This is a genomic window from Streptomyces sp. NPDC093064 (genome assembly GCF_044754605.1).
Taxonomy (GTDB): domain Bacteria; phylum Actinomycetota; class Actinomycetes; order Streptomycetales; family Streptomycetaceae; genus Streptomyces.
Genome location: NZ_JBIVPK010000108.1, coordinates 1 through 7,908, shown reverse-complemented (window position 1 = coordinate 7,908; position 7,908 = coordinate 1). Strand labels below are relative to the sequence as shown.

Genomic DNA, 7,908 nt, shown 5'->3' with positions numbered 1-7,908 from the left:
GTCGATGCGGATGCTGGTGACAGCAGCACCGGGGATCGACGACAGGAGGGTGCGGCGGAGCGAGTTGCCGAGGGTGTAGCCGAAGCCCGGCTCCAGCGGCTCGATCACGAACCGGGAACGGAACTCGTCGACGACCTCTTCGGTCAGTGACGGACGCTGAGCAATCAGCACGGGGTATTGCCTCCAGTGTTTGGCGCCCGCTATGTGACGCCGTAGACACCACGAAGAGTACGGGCGGTTCAGCCGCCGATGAGGCCGAACCGCCGACCCCGCCCGTCTGCAAATGCAGCGCCACGGGCTGGTCAGCGTCCCAATCACGGTCCTGAGCGCGACCGAAGACCACAGCGTCCACTTCCGCAGGATCCACACCGCCGACAACGCTCTGGTGCGCAACCGCTACTGGTGCGAAGCGGAGGACCGTGAGGTCACCTTCGGAGAAATAGGGCGCGGATACGAACTGCCCAGCGGCCGGGTCATCCCGGTCACGGACGAAGAGCTGCGGGCCCTGCCGCTGCCCGCCGCGCGCGCCATCGAACTGATCGCGTTCATCCCGGCCTCCGCCGTCGACCCGCTCCGCATCGGCCCCGGCTACTACCTCCAGCCGCAGGGCGCCGTCGCCGCCAAGCCTTACCTGGTACTCCGGCACGCCCTGAAGCGCGCCTCGCGGGTCGCACTCGCACCGCGCAGCCGCCGGTGTGCGTCGAGCACGCCCGGGTCGCGGCCCAGCAATGCCCCCACCTCGCCGGCCGACCCACGGTGTTCCTGGTGCAAAGCGCCCCGCTGTACGGTGTTATCGGCACCCCCTGCGCAGGGCAGGGCAGGGTGGATTCCGCGTCAGCCCTGGGTCAAGACTCCTGTCGCATGGCGGCCAGTTGTTGGAGTCGAGGCGTCCCATGCCTGGGACGCCTCCTCAAGGGCGTCGATGCTGGATCCGCAGATCACCGACCGGAGAGCGTTGAACTTCTCGTCGCTCCACTGGTAGATCTCCAGCGCCAGGAGCCTGCCGATGGCCTCTGGGGTGAAGCGTTTACGGACTTCCCTGGCCGGAGCGCCAGCGACAACGGTATAGGGCGGCACATCACGTGTGACCACACTTTGAGCAGCGATGACGGCACCCTCACCGAGCGTCACGCCAGGCATGATCATGGCTCGCATGCCGATCCAAACGCGGTCCTCTTGACCTCCGTGTCGCCCTTGCCCAGGTAAGCCCTGACGCGAACGTGCAGGTCCTGACCGATCCGTTCGGCCAGCTGCTGGAGGCCTCACCTGCCCTGCCCGGCGCTGTCCCTGTGCCGATCGCCAGCCTTCCGCCGCCGGTCGTAGTGGGCTCTGGCGCCAGGTGGTTGAGCCGAAGGCTGGAGCCCCCGGTCCGGCAGCATCCCTCACGTCGGCGGGTTCAATTCAGCTCAGTCGCGGTGACCGTCGAGACGGCAGTCGACTGACGGCCAGCGACACAGCCAGAACGGCTTGACACGAAGATCAGGAATCGAGAACAGTGAGCTGCTGTCTCGAAGTTCGAAACTGAGATGTCACTACTGGGTCGGCGGGTAAGTATCGGGGCCATGGTCGACTCGAGTCTGTATGCCGCCTTCCTCGTCGCCGCCCTGCTGCTGTGCGTCTCACCAGGGCCCGACATGATGTTCCTCGTGGCCATGGGAGGCCGTGGCGGCCCGAGGACGGGGTTGCTCGCGGCGCTGGGTGTCGGATGCGGTGCCCTCGTCCACGTCTTCGCCGCGATGCTGGGTCTGTCCGCGCTGTTTCTGGCCTTGCCGACGCTGTATTACGCGTTGCGCTGGATCGGTGCGGTCTACCTGCTGTACCTCGCGGTCAAGGCATTCCGCGACCGCTCCCCGATCGGTGCCGACGAAGGGGAGGCGGGATGCGGCGGCGGCCCCAGCCGGTGGCGGGCCTTCGGCCAGGGCGCGCTGACGAACCTGCTGAACCCCAAGGTCATCTTGTTCAACGTCGCGTTCCTGCCGCAGTTTGTCCGCCCTGCTCTGGGGCACGTGCCGCTGCAGTTCCTCATCCTGGGTCTGACGTTGGTGCTCATCGGCCTAGCCGTCGACATGACCGTCGGGCTGCTGTCGGGGCGACTGGCCGCCGTGCTGCGCCGCAGCAACCGCGTCGCCCGAGGCTTGAACATCTTCAGCGGCAGCGTTTTCACCGGTCTGGCCGTGCGTTTGGTCACCGCGCCGAAGTAGGCGACCGTCTGCCGGTAGCGATCAACAAAGGCTTCTTGCGAGGAGCGGAAGCCCCGCCCGGCCGAAGAACGCGCGCTGGAACAGCTTGAGGTCGTCGACGTGGCCCCGCCCAACCACTCCCGTCGCGGGGGCCGTCCGGCCGCGCCGGCATCCGCCTCGTCCTCGTTCTCCGCACAGGCACTCACCGAAACCGGACGCACGCTTACCGGCCGCTACGGCGTCGGGTTGCTCGAAGACCTCGCCGCGTCCCAGCTTCCGCAGGCCCTCGCCGACCTCGCCCGGCTGCACCCCGGCGCAACCCTGGAGGTGCTCAGCGAAGGAGGGTTCACTGTCGTCTTCGAAGATCCCCATCTCGTCCAGGACTGTGACGGTGTGGCCGACCGGCAGGCCCAAGGCCCGCAGCAGGGCGAAGATCTCCGTGTGCCGGATGACGTCGCCCTCGACGTCATCCGGTGAGGACGAGAGCCAGGCCGCGCTTGACGTCGAAGCGGATGTTGCGCCCCAGCCGCGGGCCTCGGCGAGCCGGTGGGCGAGGTACTTCGCCCAGGCCAGCCAAGGGCTGGCCAGGTCGGAGTCGGCCAGGGCGAGCCGGCTGTAGTCACGGAGGATCTGCTTGAACAGCGGGAGCTGCCGCCCGCCGGGATCCGGGCGCCAGGCCGGTGCAGGAGGCGGCTACCGCTGGGCTCCTCGCCGTCCTCCGAATCGCCGTGCCGAGGGCGTCGGCCGTCTGCGGTAGTGCATCCCGACGAAGAACAGCTGGTGATGTCGGACGGCGGCGAGCCGCTCCCGCACGCGCGTCTCGTCCGTCGACCGGCCGGCGACGGTCTTCGCGCTGAGGCGGGCCTGGCACCAGCACAGGCGGCAGTAGTTCCACTTCAGCGGCTGGATGCGGCGGCAAACGCATGCGGCCGCGTCGTGGCCGCAGCCGAACATGTAGCAGGTGGGGCAGAGACGGCCGCTGAAGTTCCCCCAGGCCAGGCAGCTGTCACAAGAGTCGGTGGGATTGACGTAGCCCTTCGGGAACCGTGCCACCGGCTCACTCCGGCGGCAGCGACCGGCCGCCCCGGCGCTTGGGGACCACCTTCGGTGCGGCGGTTCCCGCGCCGACCGCGGCCCGTTCCGTCTCCTCCGCCTGCCCCGGCCGGCGGACCTTCTGCGGTTCGAGGATCAGCAGGTCACCGATCTCGCAGCCGAGGACCACGCAGATGACGTTCAGGTCCTCGAGCTTGAGCGAGACCGGCTGGCCGGATCACAGCCCGGACATCTTGCCGGCCGAGATCACCAGGCCGTGCTCGGCCAGGTTCCGCTGGAGTTCGGAGGCCTTCCAGATCCCCTTGTTCGCGGCGGTCAGCCGCAGGTTCCACCTCATCGGGCCAGTCCTTCCAGCCGCTTCGCGGCCCGTTCCATCCCGGCGGCCCAGGCGTCTTCGACCCGGGTCTGCTGCACGTGGATATACCGCATGGTGGTGGCGATCCAGGAATGCCCCCAAGACGTCCTGGATTGCGAGCAAGTCCAGCCCGTTTCTGTATTTGGGACGCGCAGAAGTGCCGCAGGACGTGCGGCGTCAACTTGTCTTTCCAGCACGGCAGATGAGCCTCGACCGCGTTGTCGAGCCCGCCTCGCAGGGCGTCGTCGCCGACCCGTCGGGCGGAGCCGTCGGTGTTCTTGCGCTCGGAGGGAAACAGCGGGGCGCCGGGCCGGGTGTGGTCGTCGTCGAACTGGCCCCACACGTCCTCGATGAACCACCGCAGGGTCCGGTCGGCGCCGTTGATCACTGGGACCATCCGCTCGCGCGGGCCCGAGCCGCGGGCGCCCTTGCCATGGCGGACGTGGAGCTTGCCGAAGCGCCCCAGGTCCCACTTGATGTCCGTCAGGTCGAGCTTGCACGCCTTGCTCACCCGCAGGCCGACCTGGGACATCAGCTTTGCGGCGGTGTAGTTCCGGGCGGTCGGTGCGAACTTCCGGCAGGTGGCCAGCTCGCCGCCCCAGCCGGTGAACAGCGTCCCGACCTCCGGCTCACTCGGCGGGATCCGCAGCTGGGCGTCCTTGGCCCCGCGCGGCGGGTTCATCTCGTCGATCGGGCACTCGATCACCCGGCCGGCCATCCGGTGGATTTCGACCTTGTGTCGCAGCTCCAGGAACATGAAGTACATGCTCACCGCCTGCGACCGGCCCAGCCGGGTGCCGCTTGACGAGCCACGCAGCACTTTCCCGAAATACGCGTCCGCGTCGGCCGGCTCCATGTCCCACAGCGGTCGGCCGAACCAGGTCCTGATCTGATCCAGGTGACCGACGTCCCCGCGGATCGTGCCGTCCGCCAACCCTGCTGAGGCTCGCGCGAGAACGAACCCGGACAGCACGTCGGTCTCGAACCGCTTCAGCTCCTCCGCCGACGCGGGCGCCCAGTGCTCACGCAGGTCCCGTACGACCGCCAACGCCGACGACTCAAGCCTCCTCGCCTTCAGTCCGACTGCAGATCGTTCGGACGAGGTGAGAACGCATCAAGAATCCCGAAGTTACGTCACAGAGTCGCAGAGCACCCGAAGGAGAAAGAGCCCCCTGGTCACGGCGTTGGGGACTCAGCCGGGCTCAGGAGAACTCACGGGATGTCGCACAACAGACCCGGCCACGGTGCGCAGTTATTTGACCAACCGTTCCAGATACGTCTATGGTCTTCGACGTGGCCAGGACCAAGGAATTCGATCCGGACGCCGCGCTGCAGTCGGCCCTTGAGCTGTTCTGGCGGCGCGGCTACGAAGCGACATCAATGACGGACCTCGTCGAGCACCTCGGCATCGGCCGCGCCAGCATCTACGCGACCTTCGGCAACAAGCGCGAGCTGTATCTGAAGGCCCTGGACCGGTACGCCGAGACGCGCGACCCGGCTCTCCTGGCCGAGTTGTCCCAGCCGGGCCCCGCGCTGCCTGCGGTGCGGGCGGTAGTGCGTCGCTTCGCCGCAGAAGCCGCCTCCCCGGAAGGCCGGCTGAACGGCTGTTTCGTCACCAATACCGCGGCTGAGCTGGCCCCGCACGACCCTGGGGCGGCCCGCCGGGTCGAGATCAGCTGGGAGCACGTCGAAACCCTGCTGCACTCCGCGCTCGTACGGGCCCAGACCCAGGGCGAGCTGCCCGAGGGTCGCGATCCGCGTGCGCTGGCCCGCATGCTGCTCGTCCTGCTACAGGGCGTACGGATCGTCGGCAAGGCGTCGAACGATCCCGCCCGGGTGCGGGATGCGGCTGAACAGGCCCTGGCCCTGCTGGACTGACTCACGCCCACCGAAACCACCAGGCTCCCTTCCGCATGCCCAAATAATGAACCGATCGGTCAAATATCAGGGGGAAGGTATGACCGTCACGGGCGCTGCCCGCGTCGCCACTATGCAGCAGCGATGCGCCTTCGTCCTCCTCGGTAGCGTCCAGACCACGCTGATCTTCACGCTCACTGCGCTCGCCATACCGCTGCCCCTCATCGGGCGCGAATTCGACCTGGAGCGCGCAGACTTGATCCTGCTCAGCGCTGCCTACGGACTGACCTTCGCCGGGCTGCTGCTCTTTGGCGGACGCCTCACGGATCGCTATGGCGGGCGGTGTGCCCTCACCGCAGGCCTGGTCCTCTTCGCCGCCGCCTCGGCCGCCGCCCCGCTCGCTCCCGGCATTGGGACACTGCTCGCAGCGCGCTTCGCGCAGGGCGCGGGGGCGGCTCTGATCGCGCCCGCCGCCATGGCCGTGCTGCGCGCCGTCTTCCCCTCCCCACCCGCGTACGGCAGGGCGATGGCCACCTGGGGCGGGCTCTCGGTACTCGGCGCGACCGCGGGCAATCTACTCTCCGGCGTCATCTCCGCGCTGCTGTCTTGGCGTTGGACCTTCGCCGTACCGCTCGTGGTGGCCCTCGCGGCCCTCGCCCTCACGTTCCGGCTGCTGCCGGACACCACGCCGAGCCGGGGCAGGACCCTCGACGTGCCGGGTGCTCTGCTCGCCACCGCAGGGATCACCCTGGCCAGTTACGGGCTCGTCGTCACCGACGCCCGCCCCTGGTCGTCGGCCGGCGTGCTCGTGCCGCTGCTCTGCGGGGCCGCGCTGTTGGCCGCGTTCTGGTACGCCGAGCGCCGCGCCCGCGACCCGCTGCTGCCGCCCAGCTTCCTGCTCGACCGGCGGCGGGTCCTCGCTCTCGCGGCCATCGCACTGAGCGCCTGCGGAACCGCGATGACCTTCGTGGTCCTCTCGCTCCAACTCCAGCAGGCGCGCGACTGGTCACAGCTGCAGACCTCGGCGGCGTTCGTACCGTTCGCTGTTGCGCTGATCGCCTCGGGCCGGGCGGCAGGACCGCTCATCGGCCGGTTCGGGGCCCGAACCGTCACAGCGGCCGGGCTCGGCACCGGCGCGGCCGGGCTCGCCCTCCTCGCGCTCACCGGGATCGACGCACACATCTCATACGGGTACGGGCTGCTGCCGGGCCTCGTGCTGCTGCCGGCCGGCACGGCGGCCTCCTTCGCGGGAGCCGCCGTGCTCGCCACCGAAGGCGTGCCGCAGCAGCAGACCGGGCTCGCGGGCGGCGTGCTGAACACCGCGATGGAATTCGGCCCGACCGTCCTGTTCGCGATCCTGCTCACGCTCGGCAGCGACGCCTGGTCGCTCGCCGCGACGGGGGCCGGCCTGGCCCTCGTGGCCCTCCTGAACCACCGCACCAAGTAATCCATCACTCAAGGGAGCCACCGAAATGAACCGCTTCACCGGCAAGACCGTCCTCGTCACCGGCGCAGGCTCCGGCCTCGGCCGCGCAATCGCGCGCGCCTTCGCCGCCGAGGGCGCATCCGTGGTCGCCGCGGGACGCACCGCGGCCTCCCTGGACGAGACGGTCGGTCTCATCGAGGCCACCGGCGGCACGGCCACCGCCGTCACCGCCGATGTCACCGAATCCGGCCAGCTCCAGAACCTCGTACGCGAGAGCGTCACCCGCTTCGGCGGACTGGACATCGCGGTCAACAACGCCGGAATACTCCGCGGCACCGTACCCGTCGGCGAGGTGAGCGAGGAGGACTGGGACGCGGTGCTGCGAACCAATGTCACCGGCGTCTGGCTGGCCATGAAGCACGAAATCGCGCACATGAAGGGAAACGGCGGCGGCGCCATCGTCAACATCTCCTCCAACCTGGGCGCACACCTGCGGATCCCGAACGTCGCCGCCTACATCACCTCAAAGGCAGCGGTCTCCGCGCTGACCCGCGCCGCCGCTCTCGACCACATCCACCAGGGCATCCGCATCAACGCCGTCAGCCCCGGCGCCTCCGCTGCTCCCATGTCGCTGCGGCCCGGCGAGACCGAGGCCGACCGTGCCGAGCGAGTGAAGACAGAAAACCCGCTCGGCCGGGTCGCGGAAGCCGAAGAAGTGGCGGCCGCGGTGCTCTACCTCGCCTCGCCCGCGGCCGGCGCGGTGGTCGGCACCGACCTGGTCATCGACAGTGGAGCGTCCGCCTGACGGTTCGTAGGCTTCGGCGACACCCTTCCCCAGCAAGGAACTCCGCCACGACGGGCAGGAACGCGAGCCACATCCGGTGCCGGCGGGTGCGGTCAGCAGGCAATCGGCATGCGCGCACTGGCCCGGGATAGCCGTCGGGGGGCTTCACCCTTGATCGTGGACACCGGTTGTTATGCGGCGGTGGCCAGCGTAGTTGATCGCTGTTCGTAAGTGATCGGGCTGATCTGGCCGA

Annotated in this window: 7 protein-coding genes and 4 pseudogenes; 6 read left to right on the top strand and 5 right to left on the bottom strand. The window is 69.0% G+C overall.

What is annotated here, in order from left to right:
- Positions 1-171, bottom strand: a pseudogene (locus ACIQFZ_RS42640) (DNA-directed RNA polymerase subunit alpha); the annotation flags it as partial.
- A gap of 112 nt (positions 172-283) precedes the next feature.
- On the opposite strand from ACIQFZ_RS42640, the gene ACIQFZ_RS42635 reads away from it, so the two are divergent.
- Positions 284-982: a Ku protein gene (locus ACIQFZ_RS42635; protein ID WP_402693907.1), complete on the top strand. Its 699-nt coding sequence runs from the start codon at positions 284-286 to the stop codon at positions 980-982.
- A gap of 110 nt (positions 983-1,092) precedes the next feature.
- Here ACIQFZ_RS42635 and ACIQFZ_RS42630 read toward each other — a convergent pair.
- Positions 1,093-1,266 (bottom strand): annotated as a pseudogene (locus ACIQFZ_RS42630) (hypothetical protein); the annotation flags it as partial.
- A 296-nt stretch (positions 1,267-1,562) separates the two neighbouring features.
- Here ACIQFZ_RS42630 and ACIQFZ_RS42625 point away from each other — a divergent pair.
- Entirely contained in the window at positions 1,563-2,201 is a 639-nt protein-coding gene (locus ACIQFZ_RS42625; protein ID WP_402693906.1) for a LysE family translocator, read from the top strand.
- 99 nt (positions 2,202-2,300) lie between these two features.
- On the top strand, positions 2,301-2,657 hold the full coding sequence (locus ACIQFZ_RS42620; RefSeq protein WP_402693905.1) for a hypothetical protein: 357 nt from the start codon (positions 2,301-2,303) through the stop codon (positions 2,655-2,657).
- Between the two features lie 216 nt (positions 2,658-2,873).
- On the opposite strand, the gene ACIQFZ_RS42615 is transcribed toward ACIQFZ_RS42620, so the two are convergent.
- The 3 genes and pseudogenes from ACIQFZ_RS42615 to ACIQFZ_RS42605 all read right to left on the bottom strand — a co-directional run.
- Positions 2,874-3,233, bottom strand: a complete 360-nt coding sequence (locus ACIQFZ_RS42615) for a hypothetical protein (RefSeq protein ID WP_402693904.1) — start codon at positions 3,231-3,233, stop codon at positions 2,874-2,876.
- A gap of 4 nt (positions 3,234-3,237) precedes the next feature.
- Positions 3,238-3,570, bottom strand: a pseudogene (locus ACIQFZ_RS42610) (helix-turn-helix domain-containing protein).
- 217 nt (positions 3,571-3,787) lie between these two features.
- Positions 3,788-4,120: pseudogene (locus ACIQFZ_RS42605) on the bottom strand (site-specific integrase); the annotation flags it as partial.
- 761 nt (positions 4,121-4,881) lie between these two features.
- On the opposite strand from ACIQFZ_RS42605, the gene ACIQFZ_RS42600 reads away from it, so the two are divergent.
- From ACIQFZ_RS42600 to ACIQFZ_RS42590, 3 genes are all read left to right on the top strand, one after another.
- The gene (locus ACIQFZ_RS42600) at positions 4,882-5,466 is read left to right on the top strand and encodes a TetR/AcrR family transcriptional regulator (protein ID WP_402693908.1); all 585 of its coding nucleotides are present in this window, start codon (positions 4,882-4,884) and stop codon (positions 5,464-5,466) included.
- Between the two features lie 79 nt (positions 5,467-5,545).
- On the top strand, positions 5,546-6,892 hold the full coding sequence (locus ACIQFZ_RS42595; RefSeq protein ID WP_402693903.1) for an MFS transporter: 1,347 nt from the start codon (positions 5,546-5,548) through the stop codon (positions 6,890-6,892).
- Positions 6,893-6,917: 25 nt separating this feature from the next.
- Positions 6,918-7,676 carry an SDR family NAD(P)-dependent oxidoreductase gene (locus ACIQFZ_RS42590; protein ID WP_402693902.1) on the top strand — a complete coding sequence of 253 codons (759 nt, stop codon included), beginning with the start codon at positions 6,918-6,920 and terminating at the stop codon, positions 7,674-7,676.
- Positions 7,677-7,908: the final 232 nt, after the last annotated feature.